27 protein-coding genes are annotated in these 25,442 nt (G+C 62.3%); 13 read left to right on the forward strand and 14 right to left on the reverse strand.

The annotated features are described in order from the left end of the window. Positions 1–333: 333 nt before the first annotated feature. Positions 334–519: a hypothetical protein gene (locus tag RP6297_RS05760; protein WP_009238330.1), complete on the reverse strand. Its 186-nt coding sequence runs from the start codon at positions 517–519 to the stop codon at positions 334–336. Between the two features lie 119 nt (positions 520–638). After that, a complete protein-coding gene (lexA, locus tag RP6297_RS05765) occupies positions 639–1,289 on the reverse strand; it encodes a transcriptional repressor LexA (protein WP_009238329.1) in 651 nt (216 codons plus the stop codon). 253 nt (positions 1,290–1,542) lie between these two features. Here lexA and RP6297_RS05770 point away from each other — a divergent pair, with 253 nt between their 5' ends. The 9 genes from RP6297_RS05770 (at position 1,543) to RP6297_RS05810 (ending at position 8,379) form a co-directional block, all read left to right on the forward strand. Then, positions 1,543–2,319, forward strand: a complete 777-nt coding sequence (locus tag RP6297_RS05770) for a ferredoxin--NADP reductase (protein WP_004626480.1) — start codon at positions 1,543–1,545, stop codon at positions 2,317–2,319. Positions 2,320–2,456: 137 nt separating this feature from the next. Next, the gene (locus RP6297_RS05775) at positions 2,457–3,449 is read left to right on the forward strand and encodes an asparaginase (protein WP_009238328.1); all 993 of its coding nucleotides are present in this window, start codon (positions 2,457–2,459) and stop codon (positions 3,447–3,449) included. A gap of 93 nt (positions 3,450–3,542) precedes the next feature. Continuing rightward, complete coding sequence (gene rpsF, locus RP6297_RS05780; RefSeq protein WP_003265889.1) at positions 3,543–3,911, forward strand: 30S ribosomal protein S6; 369 nt, start codon at positions 3,543–3,545, stop codon at positions 3,909–3,911. Positions 3,912–3,952: 41 nt separating this feature from the next. Continuing rightward, positions 3,953–4,279, forward strand: coding sequence for a primosomal replication protein N (priB, locus tag RP6297_RS05785; RefSeq protein WP_004626487.1), 327 nt, complete (start codon positions 3,953–3,955; stop codon positions 4,277–4,279). 12 nt (positions 4,280–4,291) lie between these two features. After that, positions 4,292–4,570, forward strand: a complete 279-nt coding sequence (gene rpsR, locus RP6297_RS05790) for a 30S ribosomal protein S18 (protein WP_037022304.1) — start codon at positions 4,292–4,294, stop codon at positions 4,568–4,570. A 24-nt stretch (positions 4,571–4,594) separates the two neighbouring features. Next, positions 4,595–5,047, forward strand: a complete 453-nt coding sequence (gene rplI, locus RP6297_RS05795) for a 50S ribosomal protein L9 (protein ID WP_009238327.1) — start codon at positions 4,595–4,597, stop codon at positions 5,045–5,047. A 141-nt stretch (positions 5,048–5,188) separates the two neighbouring features. Beyond that, positions 5,189–6,577, forward strand: coding sequence for a replicative DNA helicase (locus tag RP6297_RS05800; RefSeq protein ID WP_009277536.1), 1,389 nt, complete (start codon positions 5,189–5,191; stop codon positions 6,575–6,577). Positions 6,578–6,727: 150 nt separating this feature from the next. Continuing rightward, a complete protein-coding gene (locus RP6297_RS05805; RefSeq protein WP_009238325.1) occupies positions 6,728–7,354 on the forward strand; it encodes a DUF47 domain-containing protein in 627 nt (208 codons plus the stop codon). Between the two features lie 14 nt (positions 7,355–7,368). Continuing rightward, the gene (locus RP6297_RS05810) at positions 7,369–8,379 is read left to right on the forward strand and encodes an inorganic phosphate transporter (RefSeq protein ID WP_004626498.1); all 1,011 of its coding nucleotides are present in this window, start codon (positions 7,369–7,371) and stop codon (positions 8,377–8,379) included. An 88-nt stretch (positions 8,380–8,467) separates the two neighbouring features. Here the strand turns inward: RP6297_RS05810 and RP6297_RS05815 are convergent, their stop codons facing one another. From RP6297_RS05815 to RP6297_RS05870, 12 genes are all read right to left on the reverse strand, one after another. Next, entirely contained in the window at positions 8,468–9,214 is a 747-nt protein-coding gene (locus tag RP6297_RS05815; RefSeq protein ID WP_009238324.1) for a C40 family peptidase, read from the reverse strand. 141 nt (positions 9,215–9,355) lie between these two features. Next, positions 9,356–9,781 (reverse strand): hypothetical protein, encoded by a 426-nt coding sequence (locus tag RP6297_RS05820; protein WP_009238323.1) that lies wholly within the window; start codon positions 9,779–9,781, stop codon positions 9,356–9,358. 122 nt (positions 9,782–9,903) lie between these two features. Then, positions 9,904–11,631, reverse strand: a complete 1,728-nt coding sequence (locus RP6297_RS05825; RefSeq protein WP_009238322.1) for a PhoH family protein — start codon at positions 11,629–11,631, stop codon at positions 9,904–9,906. Positions 11,632–12,096: 465 nt separating this feature from the next. Beyond that, the gene (locus tag RP6297_RS05830) at positions 12,097–12,561 is read right to left on the reverse strand and encodes a peroxiredoxin (protein WP_009238321.1); all 465 of its coding nucleotides are present in this window, start codon (positions 12,559–12,561) and stop codon (positions 12,097–12,099) included. A 95-nt stretch (positions 12,562–12,656) separates the two neighbouring features. Next, positions 12,657–13,550 carry a 4-deoxy-4-formamido-L-arabinose-phosphoundecaprenol deformylase gene (locus tag RP6297_RS05835; protein ID WP_009238320.1) on the reverse strand — a complete coding sequence of 298 codons (894 nt, stop codon included), beginning with the start codon at positions 13,548–13,550 and terminating at the stop codon, positions 12,657–12,659. Between the two features lie 35 nt (positions 13,551–13,585). Further along, positions 13,586–14,644 carry a bifunctional UDP-4-keto-pentose/UDP-xylose synthase gene (locus RP6297_RS05840; RefSeq protein WP_009238319.1) on the reverse strand — a complete coding sequence of 353 codons (1,059 nt, stop codon included), beginning with the start codon at positions 14,642–14,644 and terminating at the stop codon, positions 13,586–13,588. Positions 14,645–14,660: 16 nt separating this feature from the next. Beyond that, a complete protein-coding gene (locus RP6297_RS05845; RefSeq protein WP_037028696.1) occupies positions 14,661–15,590 on the reverse strand; it encodes a formyltransferase in 930 nt (309 codons plus the stop codon). A gap of 8 nt (positions 15,591–15,598) precedes the next feature. Further along, positions 15,599–16,594 carry a glycosyltransferase gene (locus RP6297_RS05850; RefSeq protein ID WP_009238317.1) on the reverse strand — a complete coding sequence of 332 codons (996 nt, stop codon included), beginning with the start codon at positions 16,592–16,594 and terminating at the stop codon, positions 15,599–15,601. Between the two features lie 7 nt (positions 16,595–16,601). Next, positions 16,602–17,762, reverse strand: coding sequence for a DegT/DnrJ/EryC1/StrS family aminotransferase (locus RP6297_RS05855; RefSeq protein WP_009238316.1), 1,161 nt, complete (start codon positions 17,760–17,762; stop codon positions 16,602–16,604). A 40-nt stretch (positions 17,763–17,802) separates the two neighbouring features. Next, a complete protein-coding gene (locus tag RP6297_RS05860) occupies positions 17,803–18,174 on the reverse strand; it encodes an SMR family transporter (RefSeq protein WP_004626520.1) in 372 nt (123 codons plus the stop codon). Between the two features lie 127 nt (positions 18,175–18,301). Then, positions 18,302–19,972 carry a glycosyltransferase family 39 protein gene (locus RP6297_RS05865; RefSeq protein WP_009238315.1) on the reverse strand — a complete coding sequence of 557 codons (1,671 nt, stop codon included), beginning with the start codon at positions 19,970–19,972 and terminating at the stop codon, positions 18,302–18,304. Positions 19,973–19,976: 4 nt separating this feature from the next. Next, positions 19,977–20,357: an Mth938-like domain-containing protein gene (locus RP6297_RS05870; RefSeq protein ID WP_037028697.1), complete on the reverse strand. Its 381-nt coding sequence runs from the start codon at positions 20,355–20,357 to the stop codon at positions 19,977–19,979. A 301-nt stretch (positions 20,358–20,658) separates the two neighbouring features. On the opposite strand from RP6297_RS05870, the gene RP6297_RS05875 reads away from it, so the two are divergent. The 4 genes from RP6297_RS05875 to RP6297_RS05890 all read left to right on the forward strand — a co-directional run bounded on the left by RP6297_RS05875 (position 20,659) and on the right by RP6297_RS05890 (position 25,401). Continuing rightward, on the forward strand, positions 20,659–21,900 hold the full coding sequence (locus tag RP6297_RS05875) for a pyridoxal phosphate-dependent aminotransferase (RefSeq protein ID WP_009277534.1): 1,242 nt from the start codon (positions 20,659–20,661) through the stop codon (positions 21,898–21,900). 98 nt (positions 21,901–21,998) lie between these two features. Beyond that, positions 21,999–23,318, forward strand: coding sequence for a homoserine dehydrogenase (locus RP6297_RS05880; RefSeq protein WP_009238312.1), 1,320 nt, complete (start codon positions 21,999–22,001; stop codon positions 23,316–23,318). Positions 23,319–23,333: 15 nt separating this feature from the next. Then, positions 23,334–24,779, forward strand: coding sequence for a threonine synthase (gene thrC, locus RP6297_RS05885; RefSeq protein ID WP_009238311.1), 1,446 nt, complete (start codon positions 23,334–23,336; stop codon positions 24,777–24,779). Between the two features lie 4 nt (positions 24,780–24,783). After that, the gene (locus tag RP6297_RS05890) at positions 24,784–25,401 is read left to right on the forward strand and encodes a uracil-DNA glycosylase family protein (protein WP_009238310.1); all 618 of its coding nucleotides are present in this window, start codon (positions 24,784–24,786) and stop codon (positions 25,399–25,401) included. Positions 25,402–25,442: the final 41 nt, after the last annotated feature.

A 25,442-nucleotide genomic window follows, 5' to 3' on the forward strand; every position in this document is an offset into this window, starting at 1 on the left:
CCGGTCGCGGCGCAAAAAAAAGCCCGCAATGTGCGGGCTTCGAATTCAGCGATCTCATTGCCCCTGAGGGCATTCGCAATACTACTGTCACGTACGCCAAACAACATCGGGGTAAACGTCTGTGTCACCGACGGAACATCGTTAAATGTGCCGTTCCAGCAACGTGCGAACAGAAAAAACAGCCCGCTCAAGCGGCGGGCCGAAAATCAGTTGAAGAAAGCCCTGTCCTCAGGGCACGGCAAGTGTATGAAATCAGTTGCGGCGGCAGCATTGGGGTATGCCCTGATCGGGCGCCGCAACGAGGTTTGCGGCCCTTGCTCGTCCTTCTTTTCCTCAGCAGCTTTCGGCGCCAGCGGTACGCGAGGCCACCGGGATCGCGTCCAGCATGCGGCAGATGGCGGCCATGCTGCCGACCATCGTACGGCGCTGCTCCCCCTGGTAGATGCGCACGCCCTGGGTTTGGCGGAAGGGCACCGGCTGTACCGGGCGGCGGTGGGAAGACATCGATCCGAGTCGCATGGCAGACCTCGTGAGTTCGGGTGGAAAAGCGAGCGGCAAGACTCCGCCCTGGCGAGCCGCTGGCTCACCTCCAGGTGGAATCAAACAGCGAAGGTTTGGCGCTGAGATGCGCCGGGGACTTACGGAGCAGCAGGCCGGATCAGACCGACGGCCAAGCCCTCCAGGTGAAACTCATCACGATCCAGATCAACGTGGATCGGTTCGAAATCGGGATTCTCGGCAATCAGTTCGACATGGCGGCCCTTGCGCTGGAAGCGCTTGACCGTGACGTCGTCGCCCAGTCGAGCCACGACGATCTTGCCGTTGGTGGCTTCACTGGCGCGCTGCACGGCCAGCAGATCGCCATCGAGAATGCCGGCGTCGCGCATGCTCATACCACGCACCTTCAGCAGAAAATCGGGCTGCGCAGAAAACAGCGATGGATCAACCTGATACTGGCGATCAATGTGCTCCGCAGCCAGGATCGGACTACCGGCGGCCACACGGCCCACCAGCGGAAGAGTCAATTGCATCAGCCCCATCGACGGCAGCGAGAACTGATGCTGCGCCGTCTCGCCTGCCGCCCGCAGCCGAATGCCACGTGAGGCGCCCGGCGTCAGTTCGATCACGCCCTTGCGTGCCAGCGCGCGGAGGTGTTCCTCAGCCGCATTGGGCGACGAGAAGCCAAACTCCGCGGCAATCTCGGCGCGCGTGGGCGGAAAGCCCGTGCGCTGGATCGTCTGGCGGATGAGGTCATAAATCTGCTGCTGGCGGGGGGTGAGGGTGGCCATCGGCGTACTGTATATTTGAACAGGTGCTGTGATTTTATACAGTGACGCAGGAAGCGCAAGTGATTTTGTTGTGACCTGTTGCGCAGGCGCCCAGTCCTTATGACCGGCGTCAAAACCCATGCGACTGGTTAGAAGCTTATGCGCAATCCATGCAGGCGCGGCCGCGGCGAATCGCATAAAATCAAGACCTTGACCGATTTTTGCATTGCCACATAGCCCGATTGAGCTTCATTGGGTTGGCCCGAATGTCACCATGTCCGCCTTCAATCAAGAGACCGTTCTGAGCGTCCATCACTGGAATGACTCGCTGTTCAGCTTCAAGACCACGCGCGACCAGGCGCTGCGCTTCCACAACGGCCACTTCGTCATGATCGGGCTGGAGGTCGAAGGCAAGCCGCTGATGCGCGCCTACAGCATCGCGAGCCCGAACTACGAAGAGCACCTCGAGTTCTTCAGCATCAAGGTGCAGAACGGCCCCCTGACGTCGCGACTGCAGCATCTGAAGGTGGGCGACAAGCTGCTGGTGAGCAAGAAGCCGGTCGGCACGCTCGTACTGGATGACCTGCTACCCGGTAAGAACCTGTATTTGTTCGGCACCGGCACCGGCCTCGCGCCGTTCATGAGCATCATTCAGGACCCGGACACCTATGAGCGCTTCGAGAAGGTCGTGCTGCTGCACGGCGTGCGCCAAGTGAGCGAGTTGGCTTATGCCGACTTCATCACCCGGGAATTGCCGAACAACGAGTTCTTTGGCGATCAGGTGCGCGAAAAGCTGATCTATTACCCCACGGTTACGCGCGAGCCGTTCCGCAACATGGGCCGCCTGACGGACCTCGTCGACAGCGGCAAGCTGTCTGTCGATATCGGCCTGCCCCCGATGGATCCGGCAGTCGACCGCGCCATGATCTGTGGCAGCCCGGCCATGCTGGAAGACACCTGCAAGCTGCTCGACGCCCGCGGTTTCAAGATCTCGCCGCGCATGGGCGAAGCGGGTGACTACGTGATCGAGCGCGCCTTCGTCGAGAAATAATCGATACGGCTTCTGTTGCAAACGCCGGCCTGGGTGCCGGCGTTTTGTTTTTGCCGGCGCCCCGGGCAATCCCGCGTCGGCAAAGGCGATGCGGGCGGATACAATGCGCGCCTTGCCCACCACGCATGTCTGCAACGATGTCCTTGCCTACCATCGCCATCCTCGCCACCGGCGGCACGATCGCCGGCTCTGCTGACGACGCTGGCTCCGCCGCACGCTATCGCGCTGGCGCCGTCCCCATCGATCAACTGCTCGCGGCCAGCAAGCTTGGTCTGGAGCGCCTCGCCAACGTGCGCGCTGAACAGGTCGCCCAGATCGACAGCAAGGACCTGACGTTTGACGTATGGGAAAGGCTGGTTGCGCGCATCCGTCACTGGATCGACGTCGAGCGTGTGGACGGTGTGGTCATCACGCACGGCACTGACACGCTGGAAGAAACCGCGATGCTGCTGCACCTTACGCAGCAGACCGATACGCCGATCGTCCTGACGGCGGCGATGCGGCCGTCAACGTCGCTGTCGGCGGATGGCCCGTTGAATCTGCTGAACGCGGTACGGCTCGCGGCCAGTCCGTCTGCGCGCGGGCGTGGGGTGCTGGTGGCGCTCAACCAGCGCGTGCATGCCGCCCGCGATGTCCAGAAGGGTCACACTTACGCGGTCGAGGCGTTTATTTCGCCGGATGCAGGGCCGGTCGGTTTCGTGCTCGACGCTCAGGTGCAGTTCCAGCGGGCAGCGCAACGTGTGGCTGCGGAAGATGTCTTGCCGATGCCGCCAGCGGGCCAATGGCCGTGGGTTGAAGTGCTGGCGAGCTATGCGCAGCCGGATGCGCGTGTCGTCGATGCGTTGGTTGCTGCCGGGGTGAAGGGGCTGGTGATTGCCGCAACGGGCGCCGGCTCCATCCACGCCAATCTTGAAGCGGCGCTGAACCGCGCGAGTCAGCAGGGCGTGTTCGTGCTGCGCTCCACGCGCACCGGTGCCGGCGTGGTGCCCGCGCAGCCGGGTGCGGAACGCTGGGCGGCAAGCGGCTCGCTCAATCCGTATAAGGCCCGTGTGCTGCTTACGTTGCTTCTGTCATCGGGTCGCGCCCAGGCAGAAGTTGCCTCCCTGCAGCAAGTCATTGATCGATATTGAAAAAATCGCCAAAGCCTGCGTATAATGGCAGGCTAACCAACCTTGCTGCACCGGAGTGTGACGCCCGGGCGGCTTAATCCACAAGGAGCGTCAATGCGTCATTACGAAATCGTATTCATCGTCCATCCGGACCAGAGCGAGCAAGTGCCCGCGATGATCGAGCGCTACAAGAGCACGGTCACCTCGCAAGGCGGCCAAGTGCACCGCGTCGAGGACTGGGGCCGTCGTCAACTGGCCTACATGATCCAGAAGCTCGCGAAGGCTCACTACGTGTGCCTGAACATCGAGTGCGGCAAGGAAACCCTGGCTGAGCTCGAGCACGCCTTCAAGTTCAACGACGCCGTGCTGCGTCACCTCATCGTTCAGACCAAAAAGGCTGAAACGGCGCCGTCGCCGATGATGAAGGAAGTCGCACGCGAAGAGGCCAAGAAGGCCGCCGCCCAGACCGAACAGGCCGCCTAATGCCGCGCGGTGCTGCGCAAGCCTGATCGCGCATCACCAGCATGAACGAAACCCTCGGGGACAACGCCATCAACCGCCTGCAGCTCGTCGCCACTCTGGTCGAGCGCGAGGTGATGCGATACACCCCAGCCGGCGTGCCGATCGTCAATTGTCTGCTGGCATACAGCGGGCAGGCGGTAGAAGCGCAGACAGTGCGGCAGATCGAGTTCTCGATGGAGGCACTGGCAGCCGGCAAGATGGCTTCCGTTCTAGATCGCATCGCTCCGGGCACCGTCCTGGATTGCGTGGGATTCCTGGCTCGCAAGCACCGCAGCAGTAAGGCACTGGTCTTTCACATCTCCGGATGTAACGTATTCGTAAAGGATTGAATCATGGCATTCATGAACAAGAAGCAGCGCGACGCGAAGAACAAGAAGCGCTTCCAGCAGCAAAACCCGTTGTTCAAGCGCAAGAAGTTCTGCCGCTTCACCGTGGCCGGCGTCGAGCAGATCGACTACAAGGATCTGGACACGCTCAAGGACTTCATCGGCGAGAACGGCAAGATCACCCCGGCCCGCCTGACCGGCACGCGCGCGATCTATCAGCGCCAGCTGGACACGGCCATCAAGCGCGCACGTTTCCTCGCGCTGATGCCGTACACCGATCAGCACAAGCACTAATCAGCGGGATAAGGAGAACTGACAATGCAAATTATTCTGCTCGAGAAGGTCGTCAACCTGGGTAACCTGGGTGACGTGGTGCGTGTGAAGGACGGTTACGCTCGTAACTTCCTGATCCCGAACAAGCAAGCTCGCCGCGCTACGGATTCCGCCATCAAGGAATTCGAAGCCCGCCGCGCTGAGCTGGAAAAGCTGGCTGCTGAAAAGCTGGCAGCTGCACAAGCCGAAGGCGAGAAGCTAAACGGCCTGACGCTGCAACTGTCGCAAAAGGCTGGTGTGGATGGCCGTCTGTTCGGCTCCGTCACCAACCACGACATCGCTGACGCACTGGTTGCACAAGGCTTCAAGGTCGAGAAGGCGCAAGTGCGTATGCCGAATGGCCCGCTGAAGACCGTTGGCGACCACCCGGTCGTCGTGTCGCTGCACACCGATGTCGCAGTCGACGTGACGGTGTCGGTGCAGGGCGACGCAGCCTAAGCTCGCAAGCTGCACCTCGCGGCGCCTGGGCAGCCGGCCGGCGCGAGTCAAGAAGGCAGGGACGAAAGTCTCTGCCTTTTTTGTTGTTCTTTGTGTCAGGGGTTCAAATTGAAGACTGAGCAGCGCCGTTATAATCCCGCCATGAACGCGCCCTCCGATCCCCAGCTCGATTCCCTCAAGGTGCCCCCGCATTCCATCGAGGCCGAACAGTCGGTGCTCGGCGGGTTGCTGTTGGATAACGCCGCCTGGGATCGCATTGCCGATTTCATCAACGAGCACGATTTCTACCGCTACGACCACAGGCTGATCTTCCACAATATCGGCAAGCTGATCTCGCAGGCCAAGCCGGCTGACGTGATCACGGTGTTCGAGCAACTGCAGGCCGCTGGCAAGGCGGAAGAGGTGGGTGGCCTGGCGTACCTGAACGCGCTGGCGCAGAACACGCCGAGCGCCGCCAATATCCGTCGCTATGCGGAGATCGTTCGCGACCGCGGCGTGCTGCGCCAACTCGTGACGATTGCCGACGAGATTTCCGCTGGTGCCTTCAACCCGCAGGGGCGCGACGTGCGCCAACTGCTGGACGAAGCCGAATCCAAGGTGTTCGCCATTGCCGAAGAGGGCTCGCGCGGGCAGAAAGGCTTCCTGGAAATCCAGCCGCTGCTGACGCAGGTGGTCGAGCGCATTGATGAGCTGTACCACCGCGATAACCAGAGCGACATTACCGGTGTGCCGACGGGTTTCGTTGACCTCGACCGCATGACCAGCGGTATGCAGGGCGGTGACCTGATCATCGTGGCCGGTCGCCCATCGATGGGTAAGACGGCATTCTCCCTGAACATCGGCGAACACGTTGCGGTAGAGCAAGGCCTGCCGGTAGCCGTGTTTTCGATGGAAATGGCGGGTACGCAGCTCGCCATGCGTATGCTGGGTTCGGTCGGTCGATTGGATCAACACCGCCTGCGCACCGGCCGACTGCTCGACGAGGATTGGCCGCGCCTGACGCATGCCATCCAGAAGATGAACGACGCGCAGCTCTTCATCGACGAAACCCCTGCGTTGAACCCGATGGAGTTGCGTGCACGTTCGCGCCGGCTTGCACGCCAGTGTGGACAGCTCGGCCTGATCGTGATCGACTACCTGCAGCTGATGTCGGGCTCGGGCAGCGGTGAGAACCGTGCGACCGAAATTTCGGAAATCTCGCGATCGCTCAAGGGTCTGGCGAAGGAACTCAACTGTCCCGTGATCGCGTTGTCGCAGTTGAACCGAAGCTTGGAGCAGCGCCCGAACAAGCGTCCTGTGATGTCGGACTTGCGCGAATCCGGTGCTATCGAACAGGACGCCGACGTGATCCTGTTCATCTATCGCGATCAGGTCTACAACCCCGATTCTCCGGACAAGGGTACGGCCGAAATCATTATTGGTAAGCAGCGTAACGGCCCGATTGGTACCGTTCGCCTTACGTTCCTGGGTGAATACACGAAGTTCGACAACTTCACCGGGGGCAATGCCTTCTTTGACAACGACACGTAACGTGTAATTCGTGTCGGCCTGCCACAACGTGCCACGCATGTCGCGAGGCTGGTTCCGGTAAAATATTGCGTTTTAATGACAGCGCCGGCGGTGATCCCGTCCGGCGTTGTTTTTATGCCTCCTGCTTTTTTTCCGTTCCCGAGGATCATCATGTTCGGTCGCTTCATGCCCACCGAAGGCAAGTTTTTTGAGTACTTCAACCAGCACGCCGAGTGCGCCGTCAAGGCGGCCCATGCGCTGAAGGAGTTGGTCAACGATTTGCCCAATGCCGAAATGCATGCACGCAACGTGCAGAATTTTGAAAAGAAGGCCGATCGCATCACGCATGACACGATCGAACTGTTGCATAAGATTTTCATCACCCCGCTTGATCGCGACGAGATCCACAAGTTGATCACGACGATGGACGACATCCTCGACCTGATGGAAGACGTGTCGCTCACCATCTCGTTGTACGACGTGACCAACGTGACAGACGAGGCGCGCCAGCTCGCGACCATCTGCGTGGCTTGCTGCGAGGAAGTCCGCAAGGCCGTGGCGCTGCTCAGCGACATGAACAACGGCCGCCAGATCCTCACCATTGCCCACGAAATCGACCGTCTTGAGTCGGATGCCGATCGCGTGATGCGCGCCGCCATGGCAAAGCTGTTCCGCACCGAAAACGACATCAAGCTGCTGATCAAGCTGAAGGCGATTTACGAGCAACTGGAAAGCATCACCGACCGTTGCGAGGATGTCGCCAACATCATCGAAGGCATCGTGCTCGAGAACGCCTGACGAGACGACGCCTCATGCATACGCTTCAGATCAGTCTCTGGGTGGTCGTCCTGCTGGTGGCGCTGGCCATCGTATTCGACTTCATGAATGGCTTTCACGACGCGGCCAACTCCATTGCGACGGTGGTGTCGACCGGCGTGCTCAAGCCGCAGCAGGCAGTGGCCATGGCCGCAGCCTGCAACGTGATCGCCATTTTCATCTTCCACCTCAAGGTGGCAACCACGGTGGGACGGGACACGATCGATCCGTCCATCGTTGATCACTACGTCATCTTCGGAGCGTTGGTCGGCGCGATCGCGTGGAACATCATCACGTGGTACTACGGCATTCCGTCCAGCTCGTCGCATGCGCTGATCGGTGGCTTGGTGGGTGCGGCTGTGGCCAAGTCCGGCACGGGATCGCTGGTGGCAAGCGGTTTGCTCAAGACCGTGGCGTTCATCCTGATTTCCCCGTTGCTGGGCTTTATTCTCGGCTCGCTGTTGATGGTGGCGGTGTCCTGGCTCTTCTTCCGAACGCCGCCATCCAAGGTCGACCGATGGTTCCGGCGTTTGCAGTTGCTTTCGGCCTCGCTGTACAGCCTGGGCCACGGCGGCAACGATGCGCAGAAGACCATCGGCATCATCTGGATGCTGCTGATTGCGGGCGGCTACGCGTCGGCCACTGCGACCGAACCGCCGATCTGGGTCATCGTCTGCTGCTATGTGGCGATCGGCTTGGGTACGCTGCTGGGCGGCTGGCGGATCGTGCGCACGATGGGTCAGAAGATCACCAAGCTCAAGCCGGTCGGCGGTTTCTGTGCTGAAACCGGAGGCGCCATGACGCTGTTCTTCGCGTCGGCGTTGGGCGTGCCGGTGTCGACCACGCATACCATCACGGGCGCCATCGTCGGTGTCGGTGCGGCGCAAAAAGCTTCCGCCGTGCGTTGGGGGGTGGCAGGCAACATCGTCTGGGCATGGGTGTTGACGATTCCCGCGTCGGCGTTCATGGCCGCAATCGCTTGGTGGATTGGCCGCCACGTGCTGTAAGCCGGCGGCAGATCGACGCCGACAAAGCGAAACGCCCACCAGATCGGTGGGCGTTTTGCGTTTTGCGTTCGCGCGAGCGCGGAGTGAGCTATTGCGTGGCGAAGCGAGCGATGGGGTCGTCTTCTGCGGGAGTCGTTGCAGTGGCTGGCCCACGCGTCGACATCAGGCTATCGGCTTGAGCATCGCGCGCGCGGGCAAGGGTACCGAGCGGATCATCATCGATCGGGCGAGCGGGGCTGGCCGGTGCCGGCGTCATCGGTGCGGTCGGCGCTGGTGAGTCGGGCAGGTTGCTCACGGCGACGACGCGTCGTGCGCCCACATAGCGGCTGGCCCAGTACGACTTGGTCATGTCTTCCAGTCGCACTGTGCCGCCGGTCGCTGGTGCATGAACAAACCGGTTCTGGCCAACGTAGATGCCCACGTGCGAATTGGGTTGGCCCGTCGTGTTGAAGAAGACGAGGTCGCCCGATGCAACGTCGCGGCGGTCCAATGACGTGCCGCGGCGACCCATTTCGGCGGCGGTGCGCGGCAGGTTCACGGCAGCGGCGCGCTGCACGACGTAGCGCACCAGTCCGCTGCAATCGAAGCCGCTGTCGGGCGTATTGCCGCCGTAGCGGTAGGGCGTGCCGACCAGCGCCATGGCTTCGATGGAGATTTCTTCCAGACCGGCGCTCGGATCCTGAATCGGTACGCCACGTGTGCGCAGGCCCGCGTCTCGCGAGGCGGTGGAGCGGGTCGGCGTGGACGAACAGGCAGACAGCAGGCACACCAGCGCAAGCAGGGCAGGACCTGCCAGTCGGGTATTGGTGGGGGAAAAGCTGTGCCGCGTCAGCATGCGCCATCGGGAGAGTCCGGATAGCGAGCATGCTATGCGCGCCGCGTCAGAATGCCAAATTTCGTGTTGGCGAGGCGCAACGCCAAGCAGGGCGCGGGTCTGCGGATTTTGCCTAGATGGCGTCGCGTTTAGCGGGCAGTTTTACCAGCGCAGCTGGACGTTGCGCGTGCTGCCGGTCTGCACCGTCGCCCGCTTGGTGGCGCCCTGGTACGTGGCGATGACGTTATAGCTGGCAGGGGGTGCCTTGATCAGACAGCGGGGGCCGTCGGCGCGAAAGCTTGCGACCTCCTTGCCGTGTCGCGTGAGCTGGACGTCAACGTCGGCGAGATACTCGCCGCGCGCGCCTTGGGTGAACAGCAGAGAGAGGTTGTAGTTGTGCGCCTCACTGTTCAGCGCTTGCTGTTCGTCCTGTGCAACGCCGCCGCAGATGTAGCTGATCTGGCCGGCGGTCTTTGGCGTGAGGTCGGCGGCGAGCGCAATGGATGCGCCGGCGGTCAGCATCATGGCCAGCGCGGCCGACTTCAGGGTCAAGCGCGATCGGGGCTGCAGGTTTTGCTGCATGGGCATCATTGGCCTCCATCAGGGTAGAAAAAGAGAGGTGCGAGACGTGCAGCAAAAAAAAGGCCACGCAATCGCGTGGCCTGATGGCACAACGGTTTGCGGCAGACAGCTGTGTCGCCGCGTGATTTTTACAGCACGTCGGATGCGTGGTCTGCCAGCCGCGAGCGTTCGCCGCGCGCGAGCGTGATATGCCCGCTGTGGCTCCAACCCTTGAAGCGATCGACTACATAGGTCAGGCCCGACGAGCCTTCAGTCAAGTACGGCGTGTCGATCTGCGCGATGTTCCCCAGGCAGACGATCTTGGTGCCCGGGCCCGCGCGCGTGACGAGCGTCTTCATCTGCTTGGGCGTCAGGTTCTGCGCTTCGTCGATGATCAGGAATTTGTTGACGAAGGTGCGGCCCCGCATGAAGTTCATGCTCTTGACCTTGATGCGCGAGCGGATCAGCTCCTGCGTGGCCGCGCGGCCCCATTCGCCGGCATTGTCGTCGGATTTCTGCAGCACTTCGAGGTTGTCATCGAAGGCGCCCATCCAGGGCTGCATCTTTTCTTCTTCCGTGCCGGGCAGGAAGCCGATGTCTTCACCCACGGGCACCGTGGCGCGCGTGATGATGATCTCGTTATAAAGCTTCTGATCCAGAACTTGCTCAAGGCCCGCTGCCAGTGCCAGCAGCGTCTTGCCCGTGCCGGCCTGACCGAGCAGCGAAACGAAGTCCACCTCGGGATGCATCAGCAAGTTCAGCGCGAAGTTCTGCTCGCGGTTGCGCGCGGTCACGCCCCAGACGTTGTTCTTCTGGTGCGTGTAGTCCTTGAGCGTCTGCAACACCGCAGTTTTGCCGTTCAACTCCTTGACTTGCGCATACAGCGGCAGGCTGCCGTCATTCGGTTCAAGGAAGACAAACTGGTTGACCAGGAACGACGGCACCAGCGGGCCCGACAAGCGGTAGAACGTCGTGCCCGTCTTGGGGTCCTGCCAGCTCTCGATGTTCTTGCCGTGCTTTTGCCAGAAGTCGGCCGGCAGGGCCATGATGCCGCTGTAGAGCAGGTCGGTGTCTTCCAGCACGCGGTCGTTGAAGTAGTCCTCCGCCGGCAGGCCGAGGGCGCGCGCCTTGATCCGCATATTGATGTCCTTGGACACCAGCACGACGGATCGATCCGGACGTTGCTGCTGCAATGCGGCCACCACGCCCAGGATCTGATTGTCGGCCTTGCCCTGCGGCAGACCGTCGGGCAGCTTGATGTCATTCAGACGCGTCTGGAAGAACAGGCGCCCCTGCGCATCGCGGTTGCCGAGCTTGGCGAGCGGCAGGCCGTCGTCCATGACGCCATCGGTGCCCGCCACAAGCTGGTCGAGCGTGCGGCTCACCGTGCGGGCATTGCGCGCGACTTCGCTCATGCCCTTCTTGTGGTTGTCCAGCTCTTCCAACGTCATCATCGGCAGATAGACGTCGTGTTCTTCAAAACGGAAGAGGGAGGTCGGATCGTGCATCAGCACGTTGGTGTCGAGCACGAATAGCTTGGTGGGGCCCTCATCCCGGCGGGTGCGGCGGCGGGCAGCGGTTTCGGTCGATTTGCCGGCTGCGCTCACCTTGTCAACCGCCTTGGCGAGGATGCCGGCGTGTTCGCGTGTGCCCTCTTTCGCCATGGGGGAAGCTTCGCCCGAGCGGGCGCGGGCCGGGGTGGCTGCATTGCGTTTAGGTTGCGCACGGCCGGTTTCTGATAACGCCTCGCGCTCGAGCGCTGGCACCGGTTTTCGAGGTTCCTGACCCGCCTTCGGCTTTCCGGCTTTGCCGAAAGGCTTGAATTCAGCCGGGTCAAGCAATTGGGCTGGCTGGGTGGGCATGGTCGGCAGCGGCATGCTTCGATTACCTCTCTGGGTGGAACAACGACGAAACACCGCCCGCGCACATGGCGAGACGGTGCTGGCGGAAAGCGCAGGAAAACGGATGGGCGCGTCGCAAAGTTTGATGCACGGACGACGGCCACAAAAAAGCCGCCATGACCTGCGAGAGGTGGGGCGGCCTAGGTGAACGCCACGACAAGCTGCACGATTCGGACGTCCTGCCCGGCCTGTTTGCCGGGAAAAACGCAGAAGCGGTATCAGGCCAACTTGGCCGCCGGTACCGTCGTGGGCTATCGGAATGGCATCCGGATTTTGTACTCATCGGTTCCGACTGTATCGGAAGCGTTTGTGATTTGCAATCGGTCACATGTGACGTGTGGTGCGGCGCAAACTGGTCACGACGGGTGTTGCGAAATCGGCGGGAAGCTACCGCCCGGATGGGTTGGGGGGCGCTTCGCCAAGAGCTGGCGCTACCTGCAGTTACAGCGCGCGCACCGCCGCGAGAACATCGTCCACATGGTTGGGGACCTTCACGCCACGCCATTCCTTGCGCAACACGCCCTTGCTATCGATCAGGAATGTGCTGCGCTCGATGCCGCGCACGTCCTTGCCGTACATCTTCTTCATCTTGATCGTGTCGAAGATATTGCAGACGGCTTCGTCGGCATCGGAGATCAGCTCGAACGGCATCTCCAGTTTCGCTTTGAAGTTTTCGTGCGATTTCAAGCTGTCGCGCGAAATGCCGAACACCACGGCGCCGGCGGCTTCAAAGGCGTCGTATTGGTCGCGGAAGTTCATCGCCTCGGTGGTGCAGCCGGGCGTGTTGTCCTTCGGATAGAAATACAGCACGACGATCTTGCCGCGCTGCGATGCCGGTGAGAACGTGATGCCGCTGGTTGCCGGTGCGGAGAAATCGGGAAGAGGCTTGTCGATCGTGACGGGCATGGTGTGTTCCGGAAAACCGCAGGGAAGAGACGGGAAGCTTGTGGACGGGCAATGCTCAGGCACTGCGCCCGCCGCCCGACCGCAGATCGTGAGGATCAGGCCGGTTGGACGATCAGGCTGCCGCTGCGCCCAGCAACTTCGCCCCACGTGACGGGCTGCACGGGCAGGGTACTGCGATCCAGCGTTGCGTAGTAATCGCCCATCGACCCCAGCCGATGGCCCTGCGCGCGCCAGCCTCGCAGCAACTCGCGGAAGATCGGGGCGAGTTTCTGCCCTTCAAGTTCCGCATGCAAGGTAAATATCTGGTCGCGGTCGGACTCGGTCATCTTCAGGATGTGCCGGGCGACGTTGTCGAGGGTGATGTCTTCAACGCCAATCAGTTCGTCCAGCGTGGGCAGCGTGGTCGGCAATTGCACATGGTTCAGCGCTTTGCCGTCGATGCTCGGGATGTACGGATGCGTGCCCCGGCCGTCGGAGGCGTAGGCCATGCCCCAGTTGTCGATCTGGCGGAAGGCGTGGTCGTTCATCTGCCAGCCCGCAGCGCCGTGCGTCACGGGCGGCTTGCCGAATACCTGAATGAAACGCGCGTGAGCCGCGGTCATTTGGCGCGCGGTCCAGTCGGCATCGCGCTGACGCACGTTGTCTTGCCAGAGAACGTGGTCCCACGTGTGGATGCCAGTCTCGAAACCTGCCTCGCCAATGGCGCGCATTTCGGCAGCGGCTTTGCGGCCGATGTCGGGTCCGGGCAGCAGCACGCCGTACATCAGCGTACGAAAGCCGTAATGCTCGACGACCGACGTGCGGGAAACCTTTTTCAGGAAACCGGGGCGGAAGGCCCGGCGCAGCGCCCAGCCGGTGTGATCCGGGCCGAGACTGAAGAGGAAGGTCGCGCCAGCCTCGTGCTCGCGCAACATGCGCGCGAGGTTGGGCACACCTTCGCGGGTGCCGCGCAGGGTGTCGACGTCGATCTTGAGGACGATGAGGGCCATGAACCTGCGCGGAAGGTGCGACTGAGATGCGGCTTTTACTTGTTGCCGTTGCCGTCTTCGACCAGGCTGCGGGCTTCGGCCACGTGCGTCCGATACGCTTCGAAGATGTTCGCCAGCGCGTCCTTCATCACGGTGGTCGGCTTCCAGCCGAGGTCTTCCATGGTGTTGGCGATCTTCGGCACGCGGTTCTGCACGTCCTGGTAGCCGTTGCCGTAGTAGGCGCCGGAGGTCGTTTCCACCAGCTGAACCTGCTTGGCGGTGTCTTTGTACTCGTCGATGTTGGCGGCTTGTTCCAACATCATGTTGGCCAGTTCGCGCACCGAGTAGTTGTTCGACGGGTTGCCGATGTTGTAAATCTTGCCCGAGGCCACGCCGTTCTCGTTGGCGATGATGCGTACCAGCGCGTCGATGCCGTCATCGATATACGTGAAGGCGCGTTTCTGGCTGCCGCCGTCGACGAGCTTGATGTTCTCGCCGCGCACGATGTGGCCGAGGAACTGCGTCACAACGCGCGACGAACCTTCCTTCGGGGTATAGATCGAGTCGAGGCCCGGGCCGATCCAGTTGAACGGACGGAACAGCGTGAAGTTCAGGCCTTCCATGCCGTAACCCCAGATCACGCGGTCCATCAACTGCTTGGAGCATGCGTAGATCCAGCGCGGCTTGTTGATCGGGCCGTAGACCAGCGGCGAGGCTTCTGGATCGAATTCCGAATCGCTGCACATGCCGTAGACCTCGGAGGTCGACGGGAAGACCAGGTGCTTGCCGTACTTGGCAGCGGAGCGAACGATCGGCAGGTTGGCTTCAAAGTCCAGCTCGAACACGCGCAGCGGGTCTTTGACGTAGGTCGACGGCGTGGCGATGGCCACCAGCGGCAGGATCACGTCGCACTTCTTCACGTGATACTCGACCCACTCCTTGTTGATGGTGATGTCACCCTCGAAGAAATGCATGCGGGGGTGGTTGACCAGGTCGCCCAGACGCTCGGTCTGCATGTCCATGCCATAGACCTCCCAATCGGTGGTCTCCAGGATGCGCTTGGACAGGTGGTGGCCGATGAAGCCGTTGACGCCGAGGATCAGTACTTTTTTCATGAAGGCAAACTCAAGATCAGGAGAGGGCGAGCTGGCTGGCGAGCTGCTGCGCAGTCACGACAGACGTTCCGCTGGCAGCTTGAGGCTCAACGCGCCAGAGCTCGTGAATGGCGATGGCTCCCCCATCGCCGCACACGCCGAACATCGCATTATCCACGACGTGCAGGCCCGGCGGCAAATTCGTAAAGGTTTGATGCGCCAGACGGGCTCGAGCGACAACAAAGCGCTCGCTGCCGGCGTCCGTAAAGGCGCCAGGGTAGGGCGGCGCCACGGCACGGATCAGGTTATAGACCTGCTGGGCCGGTTTGGACCAGTCGATCCGGCCGTCGTCGGGCTTGCGGCCGCCGAAATAGCTGCCGTTGGCCAACTCGTTCGGGTGCTGCGGAATGTGCCCGGCAATCATCGCGGGAAGCGCACGCCACAGGGTTTGCTCGGCCGCCACAGTGGCCTTTTCGAACACTTCGTGCGAGGTGTCGTCCGGCAGGATCGGCACGACGGTCTGGTCCACGATGTAACCGGCATCGGGCTTTTCGACCATCTCGTGCAGGGTGGCGCCGGTCTCGGTCTCGCCGTGCAGAACCGCCCAGTTGATGGGCACGCGGCCACGGTACTTGGGCAGCAGCGAACCGTGCATGTTGAACGCGCCGAATTTGGCAAGGCTCAACAGGCGCATCGGGATCATGTGGCGGTAATAGAATGAAAAGATGAAGTCCGGCGCGATGGCGGCGATCCGGGCGTGCAGATCATCACCGTTTGCATTGTCTGGCGTGATGTACGGGATACCCAGTTCTTGTGCGGTCGCGCGCACGCTGCCGAACCAGATGTTCTCGGTGGCGTTGTCTTCGTGCGTGACAACGAGTTCGACCTGGATGCCGCGGGCCACCAGCACGCGCAGGCAGCGTACCCCGACGTTGTGATACGCAAAAACGACGGCGCGCCGCTTGATGTCGGAACTCATGCAACACCTCGCTGCGAGCCCGTCTTCAGATCGGCAGCGCCTGCTTCATGCAAATGGGAGGTTTCCTCCAGCACGCCCTGCACCAGATAGCGCGGGCGCTCACGCACCTGTTGATAGATGCGGCCGATGTATTCGCCCAGCAAGCCGATACCAAACAGCAGTACGCCCATCAGGAAGAACGTGATGGCGAACAGCGTGAACACGCCCTGGACTTCAGCGCCCAGGACGAACCGCCGTACCACCAGCAGGATGAACAGGACCGCCGAGGCGAACGACAGCAGCATCCCGATCGCCGAGAACCATTGCAGCGGTACCACCGAGAAGCCCGTCACGAGGTCAAAATTCAGGCGTACGAGCTTGTACAGCGAGTACTTCGACTCGCCCGCGAAGCGCTCTTCGTGGTCGACTTCGATTTCGGTGGGGTTCTTGCTGAAGGTGTAGGCCAGCGCAGGGATGAAGGTGTTGACTTCGCGGCAGCGGTTGATGGTGTCGACGATGGTGCGGTTGTAGGCGCGCAGCATGCAGCCCTGGTCGGTCATCTTGATGTGCGTGATGCGCTCGCGAAGCGAATTCATCGCACGCGACGCGGTGCGGCGGAACCAACTGTCCTGGCGCACGCGGCGGATGGTGCCGACGTAGTCGTAGCCTTCGTCGAGCTTTTCGACCAAGCGGCCGATTTCTTCCGGCGGGTTCTGCAAGTCGGCATCGAGCGTGACGACGCGTTCGCCGCGCGCATGTTCGAAGCCGGCCAGGATGGCCATGTGCTGGCCGTAGTTGCCGTTGAACAGGACGACGCGCGTGCTGTCCGGGCGCGTGCGGAACTGTTCGGCCAGCATGGCGGCGGAGCGGTCGCGGCTGCCGTCGTTGACGAACACGACCTCATACGAGATGCCGAGCGCGTCGAGTGCGGGATACAAACGCGCAAACAGCGCGGCGAGCCCGTCTTCTTCGTTGTAAACAGGAATGACGACCGAGAGAGCGGGTGTCTTCATTATTGGATTATTGGTACTGGGCGCAAAGTTGGCGGACCGCGCTGACCACGCGATCCACATCGGAATCTTCCATGCCGGCAAACATCGGCAGCGTAACGATGGCACGGCCAATGCGCTCGGCCACCGGGAACATGCCCGGCTTCCAGCCGAGTTCACGATAGAGCTTGAACAGGTGGATCGGCGGGTAGTGCACGCCGGCGCCGATTCCCAGCGCCTTCAGGCCAGCCATGAACGCGGCGCGATCGACCTTCAGTCGGTCCAGCGGCAGCACGATCTGGAACATGTGCCAGTTCGTATTCGTGAAGTTCTTCACCGGCAACTCCACGCCGAACGACTCGATGTCGGCGGCGCGCATGCCGGCAAAGTAGCGGCGGGCCAGCGCTGCGCGGCGCGCAGTCACGGCTTCCAGCTGTGAGAACTGCCCCAGGCCGATCACCGCATTCACGTCGGTCAGGTTGAACTTGCCGCCCACCAGATCGACTTCCATGCCGTCAAAGCCGGTGCGCACGACGCCTTGCAGGCGATATTTTTCGGCCAGCACGGCTTCTTCAGGCGTGTTCAGGACGAGTGCGCCGCCTTCGATGGTGGTGATGTTTTTGTTGGCCTGGAAGCTGAAGCTGACGAGATCGCCGATCTCGCCGATGCGCTTGTCGCCCCAGCGCGATCCGATGGCCTGTGCGGCGTCTTCCACCACGCGCAGCTTGTGGCGGCGGGCGATGTCATACAGGCGATCCATGTCGACGGGCAGCCCCGACAGATAGACCGGAATGATGGCCTTGGTGCGCGGCGTGATGGCGGCCTCGACCTTGTCCAGGTCGATGTTGCGCGTCACCGGGTCGATGTCGACGAAGACCGGCTTGGCGCCGACCGTCAGCACGACGTTGGACGTGGCGACCCACGAGATCGACGTGGTAATGACCTCATCGCCGGGGCCAATGCCTGCGATGCGCAGCGCAACTTCCATCGTGGCCGTACCGTTGGCGAAGGTGCGGACGATGCGGCCGCCAAAGTATTCCGACAGCGCGGCTTCGAACGCGGCGACCTTCGGGCCCGAGGTGATCCAGCCTGAGCGCAGTACATCGGCCACGGCGGCGATGGTCGCCTCGTCAATGGTTGGGCGCACGAAAGGCAGGAACGGAAGTTCGGCAGTGGCGGTGGTTTGCGTCATGACTTGAATGAGGTTGGGTGCCGGGTGTGGGCAGATCGGCTCACGAGCGTGCCAGCACGAGTACGCCGACGAGAATGATCGCGATGCCGATCAGGCGCTGCACCGACAGCACTTCGCCAAACAGATACCACGCCAGGAAGGCGTTGACGACATAGCCTAGCGAGAGCATCGGATACGCGATGGTCACATCCACGCGCGACAAGCCGAGAATCCACACTACCACCGAGATGACGTAGCACGACAGCCCCCCAATGATGGGCCACTGCGTTGCAAGCTTGATGCCGATCGGCAGGATGTTGTCAGCCGAAAACGCAAAGCGGCCGATGTTGTTGACGCCCGCCTTGAGCAGCAGTTGGGCGCAGGCATTGAGCATGACGCCCGTCAGGATCAGCCCGAAAGTGACCAGATTCATGTGTTCTTTTGATGTTTTGCAGACTGCGGCGGTTTCCCCGTACGAATGTTTTCCAATCTCGCCGCCGGGGCGCATGTTACGACAATTCCGCTCGCGCGCCCCTTTCGAGAATCCGTGGCGGTAAAACCTAGTTGCGCCGGACGATGACGCGGCGGGCATCCCGGCCGATCACGATCATCGGTACGCCTTGGGCGGTGAGCCGATCATAGGTTCCCGGTCCCATCATCGCGATGGCCTGGCCGCCGGCCTTCCAGTGGGACACGAACGCGTTTGTGGTCGGCACCCACTTGGTCGGCTCCTGCTCCACGCCAAAAGCCAGTTCATCCGGTTCCTGCACCATGATGGTGGGCCTGCCCAAGTAAAACGGCATTGTATGGTCCAGACGCTCTACCGCATAGAACGGAACGTCGGGCTTGAGCCACGCTCTGACGGCAGGCACGAGATCAATACCCGACATGGAGCGCCCGAATGCTTCGTGGCCGAGCATCGCCGCCGTAAACGTCAGGAACCATGCGCATGCGAATGCGGCCACGCTCTCAAAGCGTCGGTTCGCCAAGCGGAGTGCGAGCCACGTGAATCCTGCTCCCGCCACAAACGCTACGGCCAGGAAGATCGCAAATCGGGAAAACACGGCGTTCGGGTACATGCCGGACGACATTGTCGCCACGTAACCGCTGGCCGCAAGGCCGAGCAGTGCCAGCGCCAGGAGGCCCTTGAGCTGCCAACGCCACGCGCGCTCGCTGGTGCGTTCCAGCATCAGGGCGGCCAGCATCGCCAGCGCCGGGACGATCGGGAAGATATATCCCGGCAGCTTCGAGTCCGAAATGCTGAAAAACGCGAAGATCAGGATGGCCCACAGGCCGAGCATGAGCGTGGGGCGAAAGCCATTGGTGGCGGTTTCACCACGGGCGAAGGCCAGGCGAGCGGCGCCGGGCAACTGGGCGAGCCACGGCAGGAAGCCGGCCACCAGAAGTGGCACGAAATACCAAAGCGGCGCATTTCGATTGTGCACGGTCGACGTAAAGCGCTGGAAATGCTCGTGTACAAAAAAGAACCACGCGAACTCCGGGTTGCGCATCGAGATCAGCACGAACCACGGTGCCCCTACGGTAAAGAAGATGATCAGTCCAGTCACGAGATGCAGGCGCTTCCAGAGCGCCCAGTCGCGCGCGATCAACGTGTAGACCACCAGCACAAAGCCGGGCAGCACCACGCCGATCAGGCCCTTGCTCAGGACTGCGAGCGCCATCGATGCCCAGCACGCCCACATCCAGCCGCGTTGTTGCGCGCGTGTGGCACCCGGATGCTGCGCGAGCAGCAGCGCACCCAGCGCCATCGTCATGCAGCCGGCCACGCCCATGTCGAGCGAATTGAAGTGCGAACCGACGTTCCACAGGGGCGCGCTCACGAGCACCAGCCCGCTGATGATCGCCGTCCGCTTGCCCCACCAGCGCGCCGCCGCCAGCATCGTGAAAACAATGCCGACGATGCCGGAAAGCGCGGTGAACAGCCGCGCCTGCCAGTCGCCGATGCCGAACAGCGTGTAGGCAAGTGCGGTACCCCACATCTGCAGTGGCGGCTTCTCGAAATACTTCAGGGCGTTGTAGCGGATGGTCACCCAGTCGCCGGAAACGAACATCTCGCGCGCAATTTCGGCGTAGCGGCCTTCGTCGGTGGGAATCAGGTGCCGATAGCCCAGCGTACCGAGCCAGATGGCGAGCAACGCAGCAGCCAGCAGCCACAGGGAGGCATTGCGCCAGGGCAGGGTGGGCGCTTGAGCGGAGCGGTCGATCGGCATGCGGTCAGGCACGCTCGATCAGCAGGGCGGCGGCCACCTTGCGACCTTCCAGCATCAGGATGTTGTACGTGCGGCCTGCGGCCTGCAGGTCCATGGCGTCTACGCCGATGCGCTTCTCGGTAAGCGGCACCGTCAGACGCGGGTGCGGGAAGCGCAGCTTGTTGCCCGTTCCGAAGATCACCACTTCGGCGCCCAGTTCGAGCAGGCGGGCGAAGTGTTCGGGCGTCAGGTCTTCAAAGCGCGCAAGGTCCCACGGCACCACCGCGCCTTCGGGCATTACCAGCACGGAGTGCTCGTAGCGCACCTTGTTGATTTCGATATAGCCGTCGCCATAGCCGGTAACGGTATTGAGAATGGTGGACGAATCGGAGGAATGGAGCTTCAAGGCGGGAATCCCATCGGGCGCGACCACTGCGGCGCATGCGGCGGCACGCTGCCAACGGCGCTAGGTTTTTCAGACGTTTGGGCAGGCTTCGCTGCGTTGCAAAAATGCCCGCCTAAGTCTGTCATAATGGGCTAAATTATATCTTTTTCTCTCCTTCGCCCGCCGCGCCATAAGCGATGCCCGGCAAGGAACAAGCGCAGCGGAGCCTGCCGCTGCGTGTGGCGTTACCGTCGCCGCTGTGCTGTGCCACAGAATGCCCGTAGATCAAGCCCGTTCAACGTCGCCCATCGCCGCCTTGCCCGTGAAAACGATCCAGAAATCCGCCAAGCTCAATAACGTCTGCTATGACATTCGCGGCCCCGTGCTCGAAAAGGCCAAGCAGATGGAAGAAGACGGCCACAAGATCATCAAGCTGAATATCGGCAACCTCGCCCCATTCGGTTTCGATGCCCCCGAAGAGATCCAGCTGGACATGATCCGTAACCTGCCGAATTCGGCCGGCTATTCGGATTCCAAAGGCATCTTCGCGGCGCGCAAGGCGGTGATGCACTACACGCAGGAACAGGGCATCAAGAACGTCACGCTGGACGACATCTATCTGGGCAACGGAGCGTCCGAGCTGATTTCTCTGGCCACCAACGCGCTCCTCGACGCTGGCGACGAGCTGCTGCTGCCGGCTCCCGACTACCCGCTGTGGACCGCCGTGACCAGCCTCTCGGGCGGCACGCCGGTGCACTACACCTGCGACGAAGCCAACGGCTGGATGCCGGACCTGGACGACATCCGCGCCAAGATCACGCCCAATACCAAGGGCATCGTCGTCATCAACCCGAACAACCCGACCGGCGCGTTGTATTCGGACGAACTGCTGCTCGGCATCGTTGCCATTGCGCGCGAGCACGGCCTGGTGATCTTCGCCGACGAGGTGTACGACAAGGTCTTGTTCGACGACAACAAGCACACCGCGATCGGCTCGCTGTCGGAAGACGTGTTGACGGTAACGTTCAACAGCCTGTCGAAGAGCTACCGCTCGTGCGGTTACCGCGCGGGCTGGATGGTCGTGTCCGGCGACAAGCGCCCGGCCAAGGATTACATCGAAGGCCTGAACATGCTCTCGTCGATGCGTCTGTGCGCCAACGTGCCGGGCCAGTGGGCCATTCAGACTGCGTTGGGCGGCTATCAAAGCATTAAAGACCTGGTAGCACCGGGCGGCCGCATGCGCCGTCAGCGCGACCTTGCGCACGAACTGATCACGGCGATTCCGGGCGTGACGTGCGTGAAGCCCAAGGCTGCGCTGTACATGTTCCCCCGCCTGGACCCGGCCGTGTACCCGATCGAAGACGATCAGACCTTCATCCGCCAACTGCTGGAAGAAGAGCGCGTGCTGCTGGTGCAGGGCACAGGCTTCAACTGGCACTCGCCAGACCACTTCCGCATCGTCTTCCTGCCCCACGAAGACGACCTTCGCGAAGCGATCGGCCGAATTGCGCGCTTCCTGGAGCGGTACCGTCAACGTCACGGTACTGGCATCCGGGCCGCATAACATCGGTCTTCCGCCAGATCAGTAATTGCGGGGCAGACCGAGGTGTCTGCCCTGTGTGTTTTTGCCTTTCGCTTTTTCGTTTCTTTACGACACGTCTCATGAATCCCATCAAGATCGGCCTGCTCGGGCTCGGTACCGTCGGTGGCGGTACCCTCAAGGTTCTGCAACGGAACCAGGAAGAAATCCGCCGTCGCGCGGGTCGCGGCATTGAAGTCGCCATGATTGCCGTGCGCAATCTCGACAAGGCCCGTGCCATCGTCCAGGAAGCCGGTGCGACCGTGCCGGTGGTGAACGACCCGTTTGCGATTGTGGATTCGCCCGAGATCGATATCGTCGTGGAGCTGATCGGCGGCTATGACCTGACGCGCGAGCTGGTGCTGCGTGCCATCGCCAATGGCAAGCACGTTGTGACAGCCAACAAGGCGCTGCTGGCCGTGCATGGCAACGAAATCTTCAAGGCCGCGCAGGACAAGGGCGTGATGGTGGCATTCGAAGCCGCCGTGGCCGGTGGCATCCCCATCATCAAGGCGCTGCGCGAAGGTCTGACGGCCAACCGCATCGAGTGGATCGCGGGCATCATCAACGGCACCACGAATTTCATCCTGTCCGAGATGCGTGACAAGGGCCTGGACTTCGACACCGTGTTGAAGGAAGCCCAGCGCCTGGGCTACGCCGAGGCCGATCCGACGTTCGACATCGAAGGTTTTGACGCCGCGCACAAGCTCACGCTCATGAGCGCCATCGCCTTTGGCGTGCCGGTGCAGTTTGAGCGCGCATACGTGGAAGGCATCACCAAGCTGGAAGCCGTCGACATCCGCTACGCCGAAGAACTGGGCTACCGCATCAAGCTGCTGGGCATCACGCGCCGTGTCGAGGCGGGCATCGAGCTGCGCGTGCATCCGACACTGGTGCCGGCCAAGCGCCTGATCGCCAATGTGGAAGGCGCGATGAACGCCGTGGTCGTCAACGGCGATGCGGTGGGCCCGACGCTGTACTACGGCAAGGGCGCCGGCGCCGAGCCGACCGCTTCGGCCGTCGTCGCCGATCTGGTGGACGTGACGCGCCTGCACACGGCCGACCCGGAACATCGCGTGCCGCACCTGGCGTTCCAGCCGGATGCGCTGTCCGACACGCCGGTGCTGCCGATCGACGAAGTGCGCTCGAGCTATTACCTGCGCATGCGCGTGGCCGACGAGACCGGCGTGCTGGCCGACATCACGCGCATCCTGGCCGAAGGCGGCATCTCGATCGACGCGATGCTGCAGAAGGAATCCCGCGAAGGCGAGCCGCAGACCGACATCATCATGCTGTCGCATGTGACCGTGGAAAAACGCGTGAACGCCGCCATCGCCGCCATCGAAGCGTTGCCGACCGTGCTGTCGAAGGTCACGCGCATCCGCATGGAAGAACTGAACTGAGCGCAGGACACGAGCATGCAATACCGATCGACCCGCGGCCACGCAGAGCCGCAAAGTTTTTCCCGCATCTTGTTGGGCGGCCTGGCGCCGGACGGCGGCCTGTACCTGCCGGAGCAATACCCGCAGGTCAGCGTTGACGAACTGACCCGCTGGCGCGACCTGCCGTACGCCGACCTCGCGTTCGAAATCCTGCGCAAGTTCGCCACCGACATTCCCGAGGACGACCTGCGTGCGCTGACCCGCCGCACCTATACACCCGACGTCTACTGCAACGCGCGCGCTGGCGACAATACCGCCGACATCACGCCGCTGCACAAGCTGGGCGAAGAGGGCGGCACGTCGCTCTCGCTGCTGTGTCTTTCGAATGGCCCGACGCTGGCCTTCAAGGACATGGCGATGCAGCTGCTGGGCAACCTGTTCGAATACGCGCTCGACCGTGAACACGCTGAGTTGAACATCCTCGGCGCCACCTCCGGCGACACGGGCAGCGCAGCCGAATACGCGATGCGCGGCAAGCGCGGTGTGCGGGTGTTCATGCTGAGCCCGCACCGCAAGATGAGCGCGTTCCAGACCGCGCAGATGTTCAGCCTGCAAGACAAGAACATCTTCAACATCGCCATCGAAGGCGTGTTCGACGACGCGCAGGACATCGTCAAGGCGGTGTCGAACGATCTCGACTACAAGGCGCGCCAGAAGATCGGCACGGTCAATTCAATCAACTGGGCGCGCGTTGTTGCCCAGGTCGTCTACTACTTCAAGGGCTACCTGCTGGCGGCCCCGAAGATCGGCGACAAGGTGTCGTTCTGCGTGCCGTCGGGCAACTTCGGCAATGTCTGCGCCGGCCACATCGCGCGCATGATGGGTTTGCCAATCGACAAGCTGGTCGTTGCCACGAACGAGAACGACGTGCTCGACGAGTTCTTCCGTACCGGCACGTACCGCGTGCGTTCGGCCGCCCAGACGTATCACACGTCCAGCCCCAGCATGGACATCAGCAAGGCGTCGAACTTCGAGCGCTTCGTGTTCGACCTGCTGGATCGTGATCCGGCGCGCCTCGCCCAGCTCTTCCGCGACGTGGACGAAAAGGGCGGCTTCTCGATGACCGGCAAGCCGGAGTTTGACCGCATCGCCGAGTTCGGCTTTGTCTCGGGCCGCAGCTCGCACGACGACCGCGTCGATACGATCCGCGATGTGTTTGCCACCTACGGCACGATGATCGACACCCACACCGCCGATGGCGTGAAGGTGGCGCGCGAGAACCTGACGCCGGGCGTGCCGATGGTGGTGCTGGAAACGGCGTTGCCGGCCAAGTTCGGCGACACCATTCGCGAAGCGCTGGATCGGGAGCCGGAGCGCCCGGCTGGTTACGCCGATATCGAGTCGCTGCCGCAGCGCTTTGAAGTCATGCCGGCCGACGTTGACCGCATCAAGGGCTACATCGCCCAGCACACCGGTCTCTGAAGCGATGGAAGCAGTGCCGGATGACGTGGCCGGAGCAGCGTTTGCGCGCTGCCTGCACGATATCCGCGCCTGCCGCGAGTGCAAGGGCGCATTGGCGCACGAGCCTCGCCCGGTGGTCGTGGCGGACCGCCGCGCCCGTGTCCTGATCATCGGACAGGCGCCCGGCCGCATCGTCCACGAAACCGGTATCCCCTGGAACGACCGTTCTGGGGACCGCCTGCGCCAGTGGCTGCAGATCTCATACGACGATTTTTATGCCGACAGGCGCATCGCCGTGGTGCCGATGGGTTTTTGCTTCCCGGGCACCGGTGCGAATGGCGACTTGCCGCCTCGCCCGGAATGCGCACCCAGATGGCACCGGCCGCTGCTGACGGCGATGCCCGAGGTGAGGCTCGCCCTGCTGGTGGGCACGTATGCCCAGCGCAACTACCTCGACGTGCCGCGCGACTGGACCTTGACCGACGTCGTGCGCAACGGGCCTGCGCATGACGCTGACGGCCGCGTGTTGTTTCCGCTGCCACATCCAAGCCCGCGCAATCTGGCCTGGTTCAAACACAATCCGTGGTTTGACGCGCACATCGTGCCGGCGCTGCGGGCGGCGCTGGCAGAAGCATTTGCTTGATACGCCTGGGCTGATGCATGGCATCGGCCTGGAACCGATAC

This window comes from Ralstonia pickettii, assembly GCF_016466415.2.
Lineage (GTDB): Bacteria > Pseudomonadota > Gammaproteobacteria > Burkholderiales > Burkholderiaceae > Ralstonia > Ralstonia pickettii.

What these genes read in the sequence shown, in the direction of transcription:
- RP6297_RS05770 (WP_004626480.1), top strand. Translation starts at nt 1,543, where the DNA reads ATGTCCGCCTTCAATCAAGAGACCGTTCTGAGCGTCCATCACTGGAAT.
- RP6297_RS05855 (WP_009238316.1), bottom strand. Translation starts at nt 17,762, where the DNA reads ATGACGCAAACCACCGCCACTGCCGAACTTCCGTTCCTGCCTTTCGTG.
- rpsF (WP_003265889.1), top strand. Translation starts at nt 3,543, where the DNA reads ATGCGTCATTACGAAATCGTATTCATCGTCCATCCGGACCAGAGCGAG.
- rpsR (WP_037022304.1), top strand. Translation starts at nt 4,292, where the DNA reads ATGAACAAGAAGCAGCGCGACGCGAAGAACAAGAAGCGCTTCCAGCAG.
- RP6297_RS05800 (WP_009277536.1), top strand. Translation starts at nt 5,189, where the DNA reads ATGAACGCGCCCTCCGATCCCCAGCTCGATTCCCTCAAGGTGCCCCCG.
- RP6297_RS05835 (WP_009238320.1), bottom strand. Translation starts at nt 13,550, where the DNA reads ATGGCCCTCATCGTCCTCAAGATCGACGTCGACACCCTGCGCGGCACC.
- RP6297_RS05825 (WP_009238322.1), bottom strand. Translation starts at nt 11,631, where the DNA reads ATGCCGCTGCCGACCATGCCCACCCAGCCAGCCCAATTGCTTGACCCG.
- RP6297_RS05775 (WP_009238328.1), top strand. Translation starts at nt 2,457, where the DNA reads ATGTCCTTGCCTACCATCGCCATCCTCGCCACCGGCGGCACGATCGCC.
- RP6297_RS05805 (WP_009238325.1), top strand. Translation starts at nt 6,728, where the DNA reads ATGTTCGGTCGCTTCATGCCCACCGAAGGCAAGTTTTTTGAGTACTTC.
- RP6297_RS05810 (WP_004626498.1), top strand. Translation starts at nt 7,369, where the DNA reads ATGCATACGCTTCAGATCAGTCTCTGGGTGGTCGTCCTGCTGGTGGCG.
- RP6297_RS05860 (WP_004626520.1), bottom strand. Translation starts at nt 18,174, where the DNA reads ATGAATCTGGTCACTTTCGGGCTGATCCTGACGGGCGTCATGCTCAAT.
- RP6297_RS05865 (WP_009238315.1), bottom strand. Translation starts at nt 19,972, where the DNA reads ATGCCGATCGACCGCTCCGCTCAAGCGCCCACCCTGCCCTGGCGCAAT.
- RP6297_RS05760 (WP_009238330.1), bottom strand. Translation starts at nt 519, where the DNA reads ATGCGACTCGGATCGATGTCTTCCCACCGCCGCCCGGTACAGCCGGTG.
- rplI (WP_009238327.1), top strand. Translation starts at nt 4,595, where the DNA reads ATGCAAATTATTCTGCTCGAGAAGGTCGTCAACCTGGGTAACCTGGGT.
- priB (WP_004626487.1), top strand. Translation starts at nt 3,953, where the DNA reads ATGAACGAAACCCTCGGGGACAACGCCATCAACCGCCTGCAGCTCGTC.
- RP6297_RS05830 (WP_009238321.1), bottom strand. Translation starts at nt 12,561, where the DNA reads ATGCCCGTCACGATCGACAAGCCTCTTCCCGATTTCTCCGCACCGGCA.
- RP6297_RS05880 (WP_009238312.1), top strand. Translation starts at nt 21,999, where the DNA reads ATGAATCCCATCAAGATCGGCCTGCTCGGGCTCGGTACCGTCGGTGGC.
- RP6297_RS05840 (WP_009238319.1), bottom strand. Translation starts at nt 14,644, where the DNA reads ATGAAAAAAGTACTGATCCTCGGCGTCAACGGCTTCATCGGCCACCAC.
- RP6297_RS05890 (WP_009238310.1), top strand. Translation starts at nt 24,784, where the DNA reads ATGGAAGCAGTGCCGGATGACGTGGCCGGAGCAGCGTTTGCGCGCTGC.
- RP6297_RS05815 (WP_009238324.1), bottom strand. Translation starts at nt 9,214, where the DNA reads ATGCTGACGCGGCACAGCTTTTCCCCCACCAATACCCGACTGGCAGGT.
- thrC (WP_009238311.1), top strand. Translation starts at nt 23,334, where the DNA reads ATGCAATACCGATCGACCCGCGGCCACGCAGAGCCGCAAAGTTTTTCC.
- RP6297_RS05850 (WP_009238317.1), bottom strand. Translation starts at nt 16,594, where the DNA reads ATGAAGACACCCGCTCTCTCGGTCGTCATTCCTGTTTACAACGAAGAA.
- lexA (WP_009238329.1), bottom strand. Translation starts at nt 1,289, where the DNA reads ATGGCCACCCTCACCCCCCGCCAGCAGCAGATTTATGACCTCATCCGC.
- RP6297_RS05820 (WP_009238323.1), bottom strand. Translation starts at nt 9,781, where the DNA reads ATGCCCATGCAGCAAAACCTGCAGCCCCGATCGCGCTTGACCCTGAAG.